The sequence below is a fragment of the Pseudoalteromonas sp. XMcav11-Q genome, assembly GCF_040104525.1.
In the GTDB taxonomy this organism is placed as follows: domain Bacteria; phylum Pseudomonadota; class Gammaproteobacteria; order Enterobacterales; family Alteromonadaceae; genus Pseudoalteromonas.
Genome location: NZ_JBECOX010000001.1, coordinates 70,088 through 84,543 on the forward strand (window position 1 = coordinate 70,088; position 14,456 = coordinate 84,543).

Consider the following 14,456-nt stretch of genomic DNA (forward strand, 5'->3'; position numbering starts at 1 on the left):
GATGGAAAAGTTACAACCTCTATTACAGCAACAAGATTTATCGTTCGACGCCGCCAAATCCTTGTTTAGCGATATTATGGCTGGACAACTGAGCGACATCGAACTTACCGCAGCGCTGCTTGCGCTAAAGTTTAAAGGTGAAACAGCGGCGGAAATAGCCGGAGCAGCTCAGGCCATGCGTGATCATGCCACCGCATTTGACAAGCAAAATCTACTCGCAGCAGACAGCTGTGGTACGGGTGGCGATGGCACAAATACCATCAACGTGAGTACCACCGCCGCCATTGTCGCCGCAGCATGTGGTATTAATATGGTCAAACACGGTAATCGCAGCGTGAGCAGTAAATCAGGTTCCGCTGATTTACTAAAAGCACTTGGGATCAACATTGATATGACCCCCGCACTTGCAGAAAAGTGCTTAGCAGAGACCGGCTTTACCTTTTTGTTTGCGCCGCATTACCACGCCGGTGTAAAACATGCCATGCCGGTTCGCACGCAACTAAAAACACGCACGATATTTAATATTCTCGGGCCATTGGCAAACCCTGCTAAGCCTGAGGTGCAATTACTCGGCGTTTACGACCCTGCCCTTGTTTTACCCATGGCTGAAACGTTAAACCGTTTAGGTATGAAACGAGCGATGGTAGTTCACGGTAGTGGCACAGATGAAATTGCCCTACACGGCGAAACGCTAGTCGCAGAAGTAAAGCAGGGTGAAGTGACGCAATACACCGTTACCCCAAGCGATTTTGGACTAGAAAACTATTCACTTGAATCTATTGCTGGTGATACGCCAGAATATAACGCGAAAGCGAGCCTTGCGATTTTAAATGGTGAAGGCGAAGCAGCACACAATGCAGCGATTATTGCAAACGTTGCAGCCTTGTTGGTATTAACCGATAAGGCGTCAGATTTTAAAACCGCAAGCCAACAAGTACGCGAAGTGCTTGCTAGCAAGAAAGCCATGACAACCTTGGCTAACATTGTAGAGGTGAGTAATGGCTAATGTATTAGAAAAAATTGTTGCCGATAAAGTCGAAGAATTAAAAGCGCGTAAGGCGCAGCGTCCGTTAAGTGACTTTATCGACGAAGTAACCCCCACCACGCTTAACTTCACCGCTGCGTTGGCGCAAGCTGGAACACAATTTATTTTAGAGTGCAAAAAGGCGTCACCTTCAAAAGGCCTTATTCGCTCACATTTTGATTTGACTGAAATTACCAGTGTTTATCGTAAGTACGCGACATGTATTAGTGTACTAACCGACGAAAAATACTTTCAAGGCAGTTATGAATACCTTGCCACGGTGAGAAAGCTGGTTGATCAGCCTCTGATCTGTAAAGACTTCTTTATTGATGAATATCAAGTTTATCTCGCCCGCCTACACGGTGGCGATGCCATTCTTTTGATGTTGTCTGTATTAAATGACGAAGAATATTTGGCACTAGCGAGCATGGCCAAATCACTTAATATGTCGATTTTAACGGAAGTAAGCAACGAAGAAGAAGTGACAAGAGCGCTTGCGTTAGATGCTGAACTTATCGGTATTAACAATCGTGATCTCAGAGATTTATCAACGGATTTAGCAACAACAGAGAAGCTAAGAAAGTTAATCCCCGAAGACAAAGTGGTGATTTCAGAGTCTGGCATATACACGCACCGCGATGTGAAACGCTTATCACCGATTTGTGACGGCTTTTTGGTCGGCAGTTCACTGATGGCTGAACAGGACTTAGAACTTGCTTGCAGACGCTTGATTTTGGGCGAAAACAAAGTGTGTGGTCTTACTCGAAGCCAAGATGCGCAAGCAGCTTATAAAGCTGGAGCGGTATACGGCGGTCTTATCTTTTATCCAAAATCGCCTCGTTATGTCGACATTGATTGTGCGAAGGCCGTTGCTGATAGTGCGCCGCTCAAGTACGTTGGTGTGTTCGTTAACGCACCGCTTGAGCAAGTTGCAGAGTATGCGCAAATATTAAAACTGAGTGCAGTGCAATTACATGGCAATGAAGATGAGCTGTACATCGATACCCTGCGAAAACAACTTCCAGTTACCTGTCAAATTTGGAAAGCACAAGGTGTGGACACAGCACTGCCAAGCCCCTTCGCTGGCGTAGACAAGCAATTGTACGATACCAAAACCGACACCGCATTTGGTGGCACGGGACAAGTGTTTGATTGGCAGCTATTAAATCGTAGTTCGAGCAATTATATGTTGGCTGGCGGCCTAAACCCCGAAAACATTCACGGTGCCGTTAATATAGGTGCCGATGGTCTTGACCTAAATTCAGGCGTTGAGCAATCGCCTGGTAAAAAATGCGCTCAAAAAATCGCTAACGCGTTTACACAAATTCGAAAATATTGAGGTGGACATGAGTAATTCAGCTTATTTTGGTGACTTCGGAGGCATGTTTGTGCCCGAGTTACTCGTACCTGCGTTAAAGCAGTTAGAACAGGAGTTTTATAAGTCACAAAAAGACCCAGAATTTCAACAGGAGTTTTATCAACTTTTGAATGAATTTGCGGGTCGCCCGACCCCGCTGACTAAGACACGCAACTTAGTTAAAAACCCTAAGGTCAAACTGTACTTAAAGCGTGAAGATTTACTTCACGGTGGTGCACACAAGACCAACCAAGTGTTGGGTCAAGCGCTCTTAACCAAACGTATGGGTAAAAAAGAAGTCATCGCTGAAACCGGCGCTGGACAACATGGTGTTGCAACCGCCCTAGCCTGCTCATTACTCGGCTTAAAGTGCCGCGTATACATGGGGGCTAAAGATGTTGAGCGTCAGCAACCAAACGTATTTAGAATGCGTTTGATGGGTGCGGAAGTTATCCCTGTTACCGCCGGCTCAGGCACATTAAAAGACGCGGTAAATGAAGCATTACGTGACTGGTCTGCAAACTACAAAACGGCACATTATTTACTCGGCACGGCTGCAGGTCCTCATCCATTCCCGACGATTGTCCGTGAGTTCCAAAAAATGATTGGTGAAGAGGCGAAACAACAAGTACTAAAAGCGGAAGGTCGTTTGCCAGATGCTGTTATCGCTTGTGTGGGCGGCGGCTCAAATGCTATTGGTATGTTCGCAGACTTTATTGATGAAAAAGACGTTAAATTAATCGGGGTGGAACCGGCTGGTAAAGGCTTAGATACCGATGAGCACGGCGCTGCACTATGTAAAGGAAGTAAAGGCATCTTGCACGGCGCCTATACCTATATCATGCAGAACAAAGATGGCCAAATTGAAGAATCTTACTCTGTGTCAGCGGGTCTTGACTACCCAGCGGTTGGTCCACAACACGCCTACCTTCATGAAACAGGCCGCGCGCAGTATGTTGGCATTACTGACACTGAAGCATTAAATGCCTTTCAAGCGCTTGCCAAACACGAAGGTATTATTCCAGCCTTAGAGTCGAGCCATGCTCTGGCATACGCATTAAAATATGCAGAAGCGCAAACCGAAGAAACGGTGATTGTTGTTAACTTAAGTGGTCGCGGAGACAAAGACTTAGCTCACGTCCACCAGGTACTATCTGAGCGAGGTGAACTATGAGACGTTATGACGCGATGTTCGCGCACTTAAATGAAAAAAGCCAAGGTGCATTTGTTCCTTTCGTGACGATTGGTGATCCCGATAAGGCACTCAGTATTGAGATCATCAAAAGCCTGATTGACGGTGGCGCTGATGCATTGGAGCTAGGTATTCCGTTTTCCGATCCCATCGCTGATGGTCCTGTTATCCAAGCGGCTAACATCCGTGCATTAGAGCAAGATGTTAATACGCAAGACTGTCTTGAGATCATCGCTGAAATTCGTCGCTACAACAGTGATATTCCAATTGGTTTGCTGCTTTACTCAAACTTGATTTTTGCTCGTGGTATTGAGCAGTTTTATCAAGACGCCAAAACTGCGGGTGTGGATTCTATCTTAGTTGCTGATGTGCCACTGCACGAAGCCAAACCGTTTAGGCTCACTGCAATGGCAAATGACATCGCGCCCATTTTCATTGCCACACCGAATGCCTGCGATGATACGTTACGAGAATGCGCCACCCGAGGTCGTGGCTATACCTATTTACTTTCGCGTGCAGGCGTGACAGGTACAGAAACGACAGCACAAATGCCGGCAACAGAGATGATCACCAAACTTATTGAATATCATGCTGCGCCGCCACTGCTAGGGTTTGGTATTTCTGAACCGGAGCATGTAAAGCATGCGATTGGCTCAGGTGCAGCAGGTGCGATAAGTGGCTCTGCAGTGGTGAAAATCATCGAAAAACACTTGGATGACCCTAGCACCATGTGCTTTGAGCTAAAAACCTTTGTTGAGCGAATGAAAGCTGCAACGCAGAAGTAATATTACTTTCAAGCCAGTGTTTAACACTGGCTTTTCTTAGAATTAACGCAAGTTATCTTTTAAGGCTTTAGCAGGCTTAAATAATACCTTATTTTGTCCCTCAATGGTGATGGTCTCACCCGTTTGAGGATTACGTCCTTGCTTTGGGGGATGATAACTTAACGCGAATGTCCCAAGTCCATTGATTTGCATCTGATCGCCTTCTGACAAGCGCTTTTTAGTGGCCTGTAAAATGACATTTAACACCGTCTGTGAATCTTTCTTTGTTAATCCACTAATTTCCGCCATTTTTGTAACTAAATCGCTCTTATTCATGCAAATACCTCTGAACCATTGAATGAGCGCAGCAGGCTATGGGTTTCGTCAAAGAAAGTCAATGTTGATGTTCTCGCCGTATCTTGGTAAAACCCCTACAACCAACTTTGTTAGGATAAAAAATGTCATTTTTAATTGAGTACTTACCGCTTATCCTGTTTTTTGCGGTTTATAAGTTTGTCGATATTTTTTGGGCAACGGGTGTGCTAATCATCGCTTCTCTTATACAGGTTGCACACCAATACATCACTAAGCGCGAAGTCGCAAAACGTCATTGGGTATTCTTAGCGATTGCGTTGATCCTCGGTGGAATGACGATTTTCTTCCATGATGAGCAATTTATAAAATGGAAAGCCACTATTATTTATGCAATTTTAGGTGTGGCTTTACTCGTATCGAGGTACTTGTTTAATAAAAACTTGGTAAAAGGCGCACTCGAAGGGGTTTTAAAGTCAGTAGCTGAGAAGGAAAAAAGCGAGATTGATATTGATTTACCAGTAAAAGACTGCGACCAATTAAACCTATTTTGGGCAGTATTACTTTTCTTCATCGCTGGCCTAAACCTTTACGTTGCGTACCACTTCTCTCTTGATTTTTGGGTGAACTTTAAAGTCTTTGGTTTAATTGGGATCACCTTCGTTGCACTCCTCTTTACCATGTTTAAAATTCAAAAATATTTACCTGAAGAGTAACCATTCAAGGTTCATCTACAGCTGCTATAGTTAACGAGTAAGAGCTAACTATAGCGGCTTGTAGCCGCCAAATATTTTGGGGAACCAGCCTTGAACGCAAGCCAATACCGGTGGTGTGAACTCGTATTTGTATTCTTTGTCCTGCCCATTGTCGCTTATCAATTCCGTGATCACCTCAACAATTGGCTTTTTCCAGCACTGATCATTTTAATGGCAGTCTGTACCCATTTACTACTAACCGACCCCCATTTCAAACGATTTAGGTTAACCAGTTTGGGAGAGTTTTCGTCCGTCAAAAAACGTTTATTCACCACGTTTTTCGCAGGTGCGATGTTTTCAGCCATGCTCTATGGTTTAGTTAGTCAAGGAAATTGGTTTTCCCTGCCGCTCAATTCACCTAGCGACTGGTTATTATTATTATTTGCTTACCCTATTCTTTCTGTCTTACCACAAGAGTTAATTTTCAGGAGCTACTTCTTTCATCGCTATAAAAGGATTTTACCAAATAAAAACAACCGAGTTTTGTTAAGTGCATTGGTGTTTGCGCTTGCTCACTGCGTCTATGACAACTGGATAGCCGTGGCGTTATCTTTTGTTGGAGGACTACTATTTTCTTATACTTACGCACACAGCCGTTCCCTTGCCGTGTGTGTGTTAGAGCATAGCCTGTGGGGGCTGTGGATGTTTACAATAGGAGTTGGGCAGTACTTAGATTCGGGCGTAAAATTTTAGTGGCTTAGTGAAGAATAAACATCGGCGCATTAATACGCCGATGTCATCGTGCCCAAACCAAATGTTCCGTTGCTAAAAGCCAAAGATACTAAATGCAAAATATTTAGTTGCAACGGTATTAATGAAAATAGCTAACAGGATCACCGGGATGAATGTAGATAGGGAGAAATTAATATATTTCTCAGTAAAGCTGCCTACGTACCCCTCTGAACCTTGCGCAAGTTCTTCATTCAAACCAGATTTTTTCCAGCGATAAGTAACAAATAGACACAACAGCAGACCATTCAAGGGTAAAATAGTATCGTAAAACACATCGTAGATTAGGTCAAAGAAGCTCTTCTGAGCATCGCCATAACTTACAAAACTTGTAAGCCAATCCACCATTCCAAAAGACATAGTAGATAGCACAGTCAAGATACCTGTGGTCAACGCTAAGATAATCAATGCCTTTTTACGTGAAATACATTTTTCTTCCATCAAAGTCGCTGTAGGCACCTCGACAATTGACACTAGCGATGTTATCGCGGCAAAGAAAACCAGTAAAAAGAAAGTACCTGCAACTATTGAGGCACCGACGTAGCCAATATCATCTTGTAAAGCCAATAACAATTTCGGCAAGTAATCGAAAATCATAGATACAGAAGAGTCAGATAACTTACTTGGATCTGTATTCGGATTGAAACTAAAGATAGCCGGAAGTACCATCAGACCTGCGATAAACGCCACTAATGAATCTGTAATCGCGACCATTTTAGAGCTACCGACGATGTCGTCTTTCTTAGAAATATACGAAGCGTATGTGATCAATATACCCATCCCCAAAGACAGTGAAAAGAACGCTTGTGACAGTGCGCCATTTAGCACACTTGCATTCATCTTTTCGAAGTCAGGAACGATGTAATAGCGTACACCTGCCATCGCGTTATCAAGAGTTAATACGTATGCAACAAGGCCAATTAACATGACAAATAACGCTGGCATGAGTAACTTAGCTGCTTTTTCAATCCCTTCTTTTACACCGCCAACCAAGATAAGATTCACGATCACACCCACTATCAACATATAGATGAAAACATTGGTATCGTTGATAAAAGTGCCAAAGTACTTCGGAGAGGCGAGTACATCTAAGTTACCTAAAGCTGTTTGCGCTAAGAAGCCAAAAATCCAAACGGTAATAACCATATAGAAGACGGCAATCATAAACGGCGTGAGTACAGCCAAGAATCCAGCTATTGACCACTTTTTATCATGATTAGATAGCAGCTTATATGCGCCAAACGGGTCCTTTTGGGCTTTCCTACCCATTGCCATTTCGGCCATCATGACAGGTAAACAGATAAACACTACAAATAGTGCATAGATTAGTAAAAATGCCCCACCACCATTTTTTGCGGCGGAAACAGGAAAGCCGACTAAGTTACCAATACCAACAGCAGAACCTGCAGCGGCAAGGATAAACCCTAATCGGGAGCTAAAATGCTCACGGTTTGCACTCATTGCAATCAACCTTATTATTATTTTCTACAAATATCCGAAGGACTCTACCAGTCAAGCTGAGTGTTTTTCAAGTTTAAATGTCTAATCACTGAAAAACTCTGCGTACATTTACTTTTGCACTGAGGGCGTTTTATCATAGTATTGATAAATGGGCCTGAACAGCCGACAAAATACGTAAAAATAACAATAATAACCTAGAAACCAATCCGGAACTAATACTTATGCTTTACATGATCTATTCAACCGACGCTGAAAACTCATTAGAAAAGCGTCTTGCTGTACGCCCTGCTCATCTAGCTCGTTTAGAAGAATTAAAACAACAAGGTCGATTGTTTGCAGCAGGCCCGTTACCGGCGATTGACTCGGAAGATCCTGGTGAAGCGGGTTTTACGGGTTCTTTGGTTATTGCTGAGTTTGAAAACCTAGAAAGTGCACAGCAATGGGCGAGCGTCGATCCCTATATTGATGCTGGTGTCTATACTGCTAGTATTGTAAAACCGTACAAGCGAGTTCTGCCATAAAAGTTTACTGAACGTTAAGTTCAGCAAAGGTTAATTACAAAAGCACTAAATTTGTTTGAGATTTATGAAGTTTAGACACTTAGTATCTATGAAACTGTGGAGCTTAAAATGCGATTGCAACTCACTCTTTTAGCGTTGATTTTGGCGTTCGCTTCGAGTGTAGCAGACGCCAATAGCCGCAATGATAAGAATGTAAAGACAATTACAAAAAAAGAAGCTGTGTCTCTGGCGCTTGATAAGTACGCTGGGAAGACGCTTAAGATTTCTGAAGAAAATCAGTTTTTTGTGGTAAGAATTCTCCAACCAGATGGTCGAATTGTTGACTTAAAAGTAAACAAGAAGACAGGTGAAGTAAATAAGGACTAAGGATGCGTATTTTAGTTATCGAAGACGATATTCAACTAGCAGAAAACCTGCGAAATGCATTAGAGAAAGAAAAATATAGCGTTGACTTGTGTCATGATGGTGAGTCTGGATTATTTCACCTTGAAGAATATCCGTTAGATATGGCAGTAATCGACCTCGGTTTGCCAAAACTTGACGGTATTGAAATTATCCGTAGAGCACGTGCTAACGGCGTTAAGATCCCTATTTTAATCTTAACGGCACGCGACCGCTGGCAAGACAAGGTGGAAGGCCTTGATGCAGGTGCTGATGACTACCTCACTAAACCGTTTCATGTTGAAGAGCTAATTGCGCGCTGTAATGCACTTATTAGACGTAGCGCTGGACAAGCAAATCCAGAGATTTGCATTGGTCCAATCAAAATCCATACTCGCTCACAGCAAGTCTGGGTTAACGATAACGAGCTATCACTAACAGCCTATGAATATAAAGTTTTAGAATACTTAATGGTTAACCCACAAAAAGTCATTTCTAAATCTGAGCTCACTGAGCACATATACGATCAGGACTTTGACTTAGACTCTAACGTCATTGAAGTGTTTGTCTTAAGGCTGCGTAAGAAACTTGATCCTGATGGCACTCTGAACCCTGTTGAAACCCTTAGAGGACGTGGATATAGGTTCAAAAATCAGTGGTAAACAGCTCTCAAATTTCGCTTAAAATAAGACAAGGATTTATCCTTGTCTTTGTGCTTATTATTGCCCTTCCCGCGCTATTTTTCTCCGTGGGCAGGGCTTATTACTCTTCTTTAGTCGATGCGACTGAAAAAACATTGGAAGCCCACCTCTACTCACTTATCTCTGAAGTCGAATTTGTCTCTAACGGACTCGAAATGCCTCGCAGTATTCTTGCACCTGAGTTAAACAGATTGAATTCTGATACTTATGCTCTGGTCTATCAAGATAACTCCCTCGTTTGGTATTCCGAGTCGGCTGTAAACCTCTCAATTTCACCTGACTTTTCAGAAAACCAGGCTGGAGCATCTGAGTTTAAGCGAGTTGAATATAATGGCGTACTGTTTTGGCAACTTAGCCTGACCGTTATTCTCGGAAATGCAGAGCAATCGCAGCAAGCCCGCTTTGTACTTTTAAAGAAAAATGACGCGCTGATGGAATTAATGTCAGGGTTTAGAAACACCTTGGTCAACTGGATGCTGGTTATGGGTGTAGTGATAGCCGGATTGATGGCATTTGGGTTTGTATGGAACGCAAGGCCGCTGCAACGACTCGATAGAGAAATTAAAGAGATTGAAGCTGGCGAGCGCGATAAGATCACAGGTCTTTACCCCGTCGAACTCCTAACAATCAAATCCGACTTAAACCTACTATTAGAATCTCAAAAGCGTCAAAAAGAGAGATATAGAGCTTCACTTAGCGACCTTGCGCACGCGTTAAAAACTCCCCTTGCGGTGATCAAATCCAGTCCACTGGCAAAAGATGCAGACGCTCAGGAGCAACTAGACAGAATCAATGCAATGATCGAACATCAATTGAAACGTGCTGCAACGGGCGCATCCGATACATGGAAGAAACAAACATCAGTAAAACCCGTACTTGACTCAATACTCAACGCCATGACTAAAGTGTATCACGACAAGCACATTCAATTTTCATCCGAATGTGGTGAGGAGGTTGCATTTTTAGGTGATAAAACGGATTTAATGGAAATTCTTGGTAATATTATAGATAACGCCTGTAAAGCATGTGGTTCCTTGGTCGATATAAAAGTAAGTGCACCTAAAAAGCGCCTACTAATCATAGAAGTAGAAGATGATGGCCCTGGCATTCCAGAGCATCGCCGCTCAGAACTACTAACCAGAGGTGCAAGATTAGACACCTATGAAGCTGGCCACGGCGTAGGAATGGCTATCGTATCTGATTTAGTTAAGTCCTATCATGGCTTGATGCAAATCGGTACTTCCAAACATGGTGGCGCGAAATTTACGATAGAGTTTAACCATGAAAAGAATAATTAGCAGTCTATTGGTATCGGGATTAACCTTTTCTGTGATTGCAGACGACGATGTCACACTACAAGACTGTACGAAGTATGAGTCAACGCATCCGGAAAAGGCAAAAAAATTCCTCATGTGCCTGGATGGCAATATCAACTTACTTGAACGTCATCGTCAAACCTGGATCACTAAGTTATTGCTCGATACTAAAAAGTACCAAGCGGACACTGGTAATACACAGATCTTGCCAATTATGGAACGTGCCCTTCGCAATCAGGAGGAATATATGGAAGATAGCTGCCGGTGGCGATACTTACTAGACATGCCAAACGCGACGCGCTCAGCGACAGCTTATAAAAATTGCAAAATTGCATTTTTAAAAGCGCACATCATCGAGCTAAAGAGCAGTAAAGTATTGAAAGAAGATTTGAATCTCTAGCGACATTTTTGATTGGATTATTAGGTGCTAAGCTTTAATAACCTGAGCTTCAGATAATGACGAGTAAACCTTAGAAAGGAGCTGTTTATAGCTCCTTTTTATTTGCCGGATCTCAGCGTTGTTAAGATGGTCTATTATCGGGTTGTTCTGAACCGAGAAGGATTGCAAGCCATTTACCCTCTTCGCTGGTTTCAAGAGCAATTTTCACAACCATGGTAAGTGGCACAGAAAGCAGCATTCCAACAGTTCCGAGTAACCACCCCCAGAAGATTAACGAGAGAAACACTACCAAGGTCGATAAACCTAATCCTCGACCCATAAACCTTGGCTCAATAATGTTGCCCATCAAGGTATTAATACAAATGTAACCCACAGCAACAATGCCGCTCACCAATGGCCCCTGTGTCACTAAGGCCAGAAAAACAGGCGGCACAGCCGCAATGATTGAACCTATGTTTGGAATATAGTTGAGCAAAAATGCAACTACGCCCCAAAGCACGAAGTAATCAACATCTAACGCCCATAAAAAAACGGCCGCCACGACACCAGTCGCCAGTGAAACAAGCGTTTTAATCGCCAAATAGCTATTGATAGAATCTAAAAATCTATCAATTTGCTGCATTTTCATCTCTGGATCGTCTAGTGCGAGATGCACTTTGTGGCCCAAAGAAGGCGCTTCAAAAAGCATGAAGACGACGATAAGCAGAATTAAAAAACTATTTGCCATCACACCACCAAAGCCAGTCAGCATGTTGGTGGCCACATCGATTAGCTTATTTGGGTCTAGCATGCTAATAAGTTGTTGTTTATCCAATAATATATTGTAGTTCGCTGCAGTATTGACCAACCAAACGAACTTTTCTTGTAAGTCTTCTTTATAAGTTGGCAGCTGCTTAGAGAAATCATTGACTGATTGCCCAACAAGCCCACCAATGCTTGCACCAATTAAAATCACAAGTGCGATAATCACCAGAATGGCCAGACCTTTTGGTATCTTAAAACGGGCCAAAAGCTTGAGCATGGGATTACAGATAATCGCAATGAATGCGGCTAATATAAACGGCACAACAATCTCAGACGCAAGCTTGATCCCACCTAACACTAAAAATAGCGAGGCCAAAACCACCAGCGTTTTGTTAATTCCAGTCAGTGAAGACACAGTTCACTCCTTTTGCTTTTTTACCATTCTAAAACAAACCACCTATAATGAAAATGAGTGATCTAACTCCTTGCTAAAACGTAAGTTTATTTTATTACAATAAAGAGTATTGAGAATGAATATATTCATAACAGGCGCTACAGGATTAATTGGTAAAAAGCTATGCCAATTTTTAGTACACAAACATAATCTGGTTGTACTGACCCGTTCGCCTTCAAAAGCTGTAAGCCTATTACCAGGAGGGGTTAGCTGCGTCACCGATACTGATGATGTCGACTTTAATGAGCTTGATGCGGTCATTAATCTTGCGGGTGAACCAATAGCCAATGGCCGGTGGAGCAAAGAAAAAAAACAAGAGATCTACAATAGCCGGATAAAAATCACTGAGCAAATCGTTACAGCGATAAACACTGCGACGTCACCGCCCAAGGTGTTTATTTCAGGTAGTGCAATAGGTTTTTATGGACGCCAACCGGATAACTTGACCATCACTGAAGATTTCAAGGATTACCATGATGAATTCTCCCATAGGCTGTGCCGAGATTGGGAAGATACCGCCTTTAGAGCCAGCTCCAGCCAAACTAGAATATGTATAATAAGAACAGGCATTGTGCTTTCAAAATCGGGAGGTGCTTTAGATAAAATGTTACCGCCTTTTCGATTTGGCGTTGGCGGCCCGATTGGTTCTGGAAGACAGGTGATGTCTTGGATCCATATCGACGATATGATTCAGGCGATAATGTATCTACTTAAACATGACGAGATCTGCGGTGTTATTAATGCAACAGCCCCAAACCCGGTATCAAATAAGCAATTTTCTCAAGCCTTAGCACGCGCTATCTCACGCCCTTGCCTATTTACCGTACCACCGTTTGTCCTCAAATTGGCATATGGTGAAATGTCAGAATTGCTATTGTACGGCCAATACGTCGTACCAAAAAAACTTCTCGATGCAGGTTATCGATTCCGCCACGATCATATTGAAGATGCCTTGAACGCACTTAACTTATAACTTTGTGCAATACTTTATTCAGATGGTATATAGAGCTTTTCCCGCGTTAAGACTTTGTCCAGGTAATGTTTGGTTTCATCATACGGTAAACTTTTGTCTAGCGCTGCTAGTACGTTTTCTGGCGAGAGTGAATTAATTATCTTTGCTGCTTTTGTAATTGATCTCGAATCATCAGCATTAAAAACGCGAGCAACATTTCCAGCACCGGTGTTATAAGCCGCAATCGTGCAATACTTACGACTAAGTGGGTTATGTATTTTACTCAGGTAGCGCTTATCTAGAATATTCAGGTAAGCCGTCCCCGCTTCAATATTATTATCCGTCACATATAGATAAGGTGCCGACATCGGTTCATCGCGATTGTACAACATACGATTCACATCAACACCCGCACTCGTCGGTACTATCTGCATCAAACCAAACGCAGGAATGTGTGACTTTGCCATTGGGTTAAAGTGGCTTTCGGTGTGCATAACCGCAAAAATTAAACTAGGTTCAATGTCAAAGCGCTTCGCTTGTGCATTCACTTGGCTAACATAACGTTCTGCTCGATGCTTGGAAAGTTCAGTCTGCTTGGGTAGCTTAAGCACGATTTCAGATACGACAGTTGCTTCACTTTTACCAGTATTACTAGCTGTTTCTAATAGCTTTTTAAGGCGTTTTTGCTTTAACAACTCCAGCTTTTTCTGTTGCGCTTGTTGTTGAGCCTCTGCTAATTTTGAATCTTCACCGTCAATGATGGCCTCATCCGTCTGACGTTCTATGTAGCGTTGCTGTTGTTCGAATTGGCTATCTATTTGCTTTTTCGCTGCGATCAACGCTTTTGCACGAGCAGCGTTATCCACTTCACGTTTCGTTGTTTCACTTTGGTTTATCGCGAGCGTATCAACATTAAATACATCAATTACTGCACGGTCTTTCGCGGTAAATTCCTTGTATAGGGCTTGAAGTTGCGCCTGAGATACCTTTTCATCTTCTGCATGCCTAATGCTTACTACCAACTCATTGGCTTCAAAGTCGACAACCATTCTGGATGATAAATCGTCACTGTAGGTGACAAATGCAGCTTGATCAGCAACAGTTATATCTCCCCACTGTTGGATCACATTATCACGAAAGGCATCGTACTCTTCAAAATGCTCTTCGACATAATCAGCAAACTCACTTAATTGTTGGCGTTTATATTGCTCAAACTCGCTCAGCTCTTCATCATTAGTAGGCTCGGAGGTTTGCCAACGTGACATTTTCTCTGATAGCTCTTCAAAAAGCTGGGCTTGACTCGCCACCGCACTTGGAATGGCACTTAACGCCATGACTAAAAATGAGTATATCGATTTGCGCATAGAGCGTTCCTTTCAAAAAATTAAAGCGT

16 protein-coding genes are annotated in these 14,456 nt (G+C 42.8%); 12 read left to right on the plus strand and 4 right to left on the minus strand.

What is annotated here, in order from left to right:
* The first annotated feature begins 1 nt into the window (after position 1).
* The 4 genes from trpD to trpA are packed head-to-tail and all read left to right on the plus strand — an operon-like array spanning position 2 to position 4,358.
* Positions 2–1,006, plus strand: coding sequence for an anthranilate phosphoribosyltransferase (gene trpD, locus ABMY45_RS00335; protein WP_349288268.1), 1,005 nt, complete (start codon positions 2–4; stop codon positions 1,004–1,006).
* Positions 999–2,363: a bifunctional indole-3-glycerol-phosphate synthase TrpC/phosphoribosylanthranilate isomerase TrpF gene (gene trpCF, locus ABMY45_RS00340; protein WP_349288269.1), complete on the plus strand. Its 1,365-nt coding sequence runs from the start codon at positions 999–1,001 to the stop codon at positions 2,361–2,363. The genes trpD and trpCF overlap by 8 nt, the downstream gene beginning before the upstream one ends.
* A gap of 7 nt (positions 2,364–2,370) precedes the next feature.
* Positions 2,371–3,555, plus strand: coding sequence for a tryptophan synthase subunit beta (gene trpB / locus ABMY45_RS00345; protein ID WP_017219145.1), 1,185 nt, complete (start codon positions 2,371–2,373; stop codon positions 3,553–3,555).
* On the plus strand, positions 3,552–4,358 hold the full coding sequence (gene trpA / locus ABMY45_RS00350; protein WP_349288270.1) for a tryptophan synthase subunit alpha: 807 nt from the start codon (positions 3,552–3,554) through the stop codon (positions 4,356–4,358). The genes trpB and trpA overlap by 4 nt, the downstream gene beginning before the upstream one ends.
* A gap of 42 nt (positions 4,359–4,400) precedes the next feature.
* On the opposite strand, the gene ABMY45_RS00355 is transcribed toward trpA, so the two are convergent.
* Entirely contained in the window at positions 4,401–4,673 is a 273-nt protein-coding gene (locus ABMY45_RS00355) for an HU family DNA-binding protein (protein WP_010604971.1), read from the minus strand.
* Positions 4,674–4,795: 122 nt separating this feature from the next.
* Here ABMY45_RS00355 and ABMY45_RS00360 point away from each other — a divergent pair, with 122 nt between their 5' ends.
* Both ABMY45_RS00360 and ABMY45_RS00365 read left to right on the plus strand, forming a co-directional pair.
* The gene (locus ABMY45_RS00360; RefSeq protein WP_010604972.1) at positions 4,796–5,365 is read left to right on the plus strand and encodes an inner membrane-spanning protein YciB; all 570 of its coding nucleotides are present in this window, start codon (positions 4,796–4,798) and stop codon (positions 5,363–5,365) included.
* A gap of 90 nt (positions 5,366–5,455) precedes the next feature.
* Positions 5,456–6,097: a CPBP family intramembrane glutamic endopeptidase gene (locus ABMY45_RS00365; protein ID WP_102056944.1), complete on the plus strand. Its 642-nt coding sequence runs from the start codon at positions 5,456–5,458 to the stop codon at positions 6,095–6,097.
* A 72-nt stretch (positions 6,098–6,169) separates the two neighbouring features.
* Here the strand turns inward: ABMY45_RS00365 and ABMY45_RS00370 are convergent, their stop codons facing one another.
* Positions 6,170–7,594 carry a sodium-dependent transporter gene (locus ABMY45_RS00370; RefSeq protein ID WP_010374065.1) on the minus strand — a complete coding sequence of 475 codons (1,425 nt, stop codon included), beginning with the start codon at positions 7,592–7,594 and terminating at the stop codon, positions 6,170–6,172.
* 221 nt (positions 7,595–7,815) lie between these two features.
* Between ABMY45_RS00370 and ABMY45_RS00375 the strand changes: the two genes are divergently transcribed.
* The 5 genes from ABMY45_RS00375 to ABMY45_RS00395 all read left to right on the plus strand — a co-directional run bounded on the left by ABMY45_RS00375 (position 7,816) and on the right by ABMY45_RS00395 (position 10,913).
* Entirely contained in the window at positions 7,816–8,115 is a 300-nt protein-coding gene (locus ABMY45_RS00375) for a YciI family protein (protein WP_138583523.1), read from the plus strand.
* A 108-nt stretch (positions 8,116–8,223) separates the two neighbouring features.
* Positions 8,224–8,481: a PepSY domain-containing protein gene (locus tag ABMY45_RS00380; protein ID WP_010374059.1), complete on the plus strand. Its 258-nt coding sequence runs from the start codon at positions 8,224–8,226 to the stop codon at positions 8,479–8,481.
* A gap of 2 nt (positions 8,482–8,483) precedes the next feature.
* A complete protein-coding gene (locus ABMY45_RS00385) occupies positions 8,484–9,158 on the plus strand; it encodes a response regulator transcription factor (RefSeq protein ID WP_010374057.1) in 675 nt (224 codons plus the stop codon).
* Positions 9,152–10,495 carry an ATP-binding protein gene (locus tag ABMY45_RS00390; protein ID WP_102056947.1) on the plus strand — a complete coding sequence of 448 codons (1,344 nt, stop codon included), beginning with the start codon at positions 9,152–9,154 and terminating at the stop codon, positions 10,493–10,495. The genes ABMY45_RS00385 and ABMY45_RS00390 overlap by 7 nt, the downstream gene beginning before the upstream one ends.
* A complete protein-coding gene (locus tag ABMY45_RS00395) occupies positions 10,479–10,913 on the plus strand; it encodes a hypothetical protein (RefSeq protein ID WP_010604978.1) in 435 nt (144 codons plus the stop codon). The genes ABMY45_RS00390 and ABMY45_RS00395 overlap by 17 nt, the downstream gene beginning before the upstream one ends.
* Before the next feature lie 121 nt (positions 10,914–11,034).
* Here ABMY45_RS00395 and ABMY45_RS00400 read toward each other — a convergent pair whose 3' ends face one another.
* Complete coding sequence (locus ABMY45_RS00400; RefSeq protein WP_010604979.1) at positions 11,035–12,072, minus strand: AI-2E family transporter; 1,038 nt, start codon at positions 12,070–12,072, stop codon at positions 11,035–11,037.
* Between the two features lie 115 nt (positions 12,073–12,187).
* Between ABMY45_RS00400 and ABMY45_RS00405 the strand changes: the two genes are divergently transcribed.
* On the plus strand, positions 12,188–13,084 hold the full coding sequence (locus ABMY45_RS00405) for a TIGR01777 family oxidoreductase (protein WP_349288271.1): 897 nt from the start codon (positions 12,188–12,190) through the stop codon (positions 13,082–13,084).
* Positions 13,085–13,098: 14 nt separating this feature from the next.
* Here the strand turns inward: ABMY45_RS00405 and ABMY45_RS00410 are convergent, their stop codons facing one another.
* Positions 13,099–14,427 (minus strand): murein transglycosylase domain-containing protein, encoded by a 1,329-nt coding sequence (locus tag ABMY45_RS00410; protein WP_349288272.1) that lies wholly within the window; start codon positions 14,425–14,427, stop codon positions 13,099–13,101.
* Between the last annotated feature and the right edge of the window lie 29 nt (positions 14,428–14,456).

What these genes read in the sequence shown, in the direction of transcription:
- trpD (WP_349288268.1), top strand. Translation starts at nt 2, where the DNA reads ATGGAAAAGTTACAACCTCTATTACAGCAACAAGATTTATCGTTCGAC.
- trpCF (WP_349288269.1), top strand. Translation starts at nt 999, where the DNA reads ATGGCTAATGTATTAGAAAAAATTGTTGCCGATAAAGTCGAAGAATTA.
- trpB (WP_017219145.1), top strand. Translation starts at nt 2,371, where the DNA reads ATGAGTAATTCAGCTTATTTTGGTGACTTCGGAGGCATGTTTGTGCCC.
- trpA (WP_349288270.1), top strand. Translation starts at nt 3,552, where the DNA reads ATGAGACGTTATGACGCGATGTTCGCGCACTTAAATGAAAAAAGCCAA.
- ABMY45_RS00355 (WP_010604971.1), bottom strand. Translation starts at nt 4,673, where the DNA reads ATGAATAAGAGCGATTTAGTTACAAAAATGGCGGAAATTAGTGGATTA.
- ABMY45_RS00360 (WP_010604972.1), top strand. Translation starts at nt 4,796, where the DNA reads ATGTCATTTTTAATTGAGTACTTACCGCTTATCCTGTTTTTTGCGGTT.
- ABMY45_RS00370 (WP_010374065.1), bottom strand. Translation starts at nt 7,594, where the DNA reads ATGAGTGCAAACCGTGAGCATTTTAGCTCCCGATTAGGGTTTATCCTT.
- ABMY45_RS00375 (WP_138583523.1), top strand. Translation starts at nt 7,816, where the DNA reads ATGCTTTACATGATCTATTCAACCGACGCTGAAAACTCATTAGAAAAG.
- ABMY45_RS00380 (WP_010374059.1), top strand. Translation starts at nt 8,224, where the DNA reads ATGCGATTGCAACTCACTCTTTTAGCGTTGATTTTGGCGTTCGCTTCG.
- ABMY45_RS00385 (WP_010374057.1), top strand. Translation starts at nt 8,484, where the DNA reads ATGCGTATTTTAGTTATCGAAGACGATATTCAACTAGCAGAAAACCTG.
- ABMY45_RS00395 (WP_010604978.1), top strand. Translation starts at nt 10,479, where the DNA reads ATGAAAAGAATAATTAGCAGTCTATTGGTATCGGGATTAACCTTTTCT.
- ABMY45_RS00405 (WP_349288271.1), top strand. Translation starts at nt 12,188, where the DNA reads ATGAATATATTCATAACAGGCGCTACAGGATTAATTGGTAAAAAGCTA.
- ABMY45_RS00410 (WP_349288272.1), bottom strand. Translation starts at nt 14,427, where the DNA reads ATGCGCAAATCGATATACTCATTTTTAGTCATGGCGTTAAGTGCCATT.